Raw genomic sequence first — 1,388 nt, forward strand, 5'->3', positions numbered from 1 at the left:
CGAATTGATCTCCGGCGGCAACACCAAAAAACTCATCACCCGTCCTTTAGTTGAAGAAGCCCGACTGCGCGTCGCGCTTGTTGAAGAAGCCGGAGTCGCCGTTGCCCGAGTTACCGATGCCCGAGTTGAAGACGTTCGAGTTGCCGATGCCGATGTTGTCGAAGCCGGTGTTTCCGATTCCCGCAAGGAAACTGCCCGAGTTGCCGATGCCGACGTTGTTGCCGTTGCCCGAGTTTCGGAAGCCCGACTCGAAGGCCAGGCCGGCGTTTTGGAAGCCGGACGTGTCGCCGCCCGCGTTGAAGAAGCCGGAGCTGTCCAGGCCGGTGTTGCCGAAGCCGGAGTTCTTCACCCCGGCCGGGGTGATGCCGCTGCCGAAGCCGGTGTTCAGGTTGCCCGCATCGAAGCCGCCGGTGTTGCTCGCGCCCGAATTTCCCCATCCGGTGTTGAAGTTGCCCGCGTTGAAGTCACCGGTGTTGAGGGAGCCCGCGTTTCCGCTGCCCGTGTTCTGGAAGCCGGAATTCCCCATCCCGAAGTTCTGGGAGCCGCCGTTGAGCATCCCCATGTTGTTCGAGCCGCCGTTGCCCGCGCCGAAGTTGCTGAATCCGCTGTTGAGTAAGCCGGTGTTGTCCAGACCGGAGTTGGTGAACCCGGTGTTGAAGCTGCCGGAGTTCTCGAAGCCGAAGCTGTGGTTGCCGGAGTTGAAGATGCCGACGTTCCCGGTGCCCGAGTTGAAGAAGCCGATGTTCCCGGTACCGGAGTTGCCGAAGCCGAGGTTGCCGCTGCCGGAATTCAGTGCGCCGAAACCGATCTGGTTGTCGCCCGTCAGCCCGAAGCCGATGTCGTTGTTGCCCGTGTTGCCGAAACCGAAATTGTGGTTGCCGGTGTTGGCGGCGCCGACGTTGTTGCTGCCGCGGTTCCCGAAGCCCATGTTCGCGTCGCCGCGGTTTCCGCTGCCCATGTTGCCGCTGCCCAGGTTCCCGTTGCCGACGTTGGTGTTGCCGAGGTTTCCGCTGCCGACGTTGCCGACGCCGGCGTTCCCGAAGCCGGTGTTGTTGTTGCCGGCGTTCCCGCTGCCCAGGTTTTGGCTGCCGCGGTTGCCGTCGCCGATGTTGCCGATGCCGTTGTTTCCGTTGCCGACGTTGCCGCTGCCGATGTTGCCGCTGCCCAGGTTCTGGTTGCCGCTGTTGCCGCTGCCCGCGTTCCCGTTGCCGTGGTTACCCCCGCCCACATTGCCGGCGCCGACGTTGCCGATGCCCAAGTTGGCCAGGACGTCCTGCGCCGCGGCCTGCGTGGGCGTCCCGATCATGGACGCGTTGGCGGCCTCGGCTTCCGCGTAGAGCGCCCCGCCGGCGCTCATGGCCCGAACGAACTGCTGATGAAAGCTCGCC

Annotated in this window: 1 protein-coding gene; it reads right to left on the reverse strand. The window is 64.3% G+C overall.

Annotated elements, in window-relative coordinates; genetic code table 11:
* Positions 1-46: 46 nt before the first annotated feature.
* Positions 47-1,388 (reverse strand): PE family protein (locus A5706_RS15130; RefSeq protein ID WP_197517838.1); only part of this gene is annotated, 1,342 nt, incomplete at its 5' end.

This window comes from Mycobacterium sp. E796 (assembly GCF_001672815.1).
Classification (GTDB): domain Bacteria; phylum Actinomycetota; class Actinomycetes; order Mycobacteriales; family Mycobacteriaceae; genus Mycobacterium.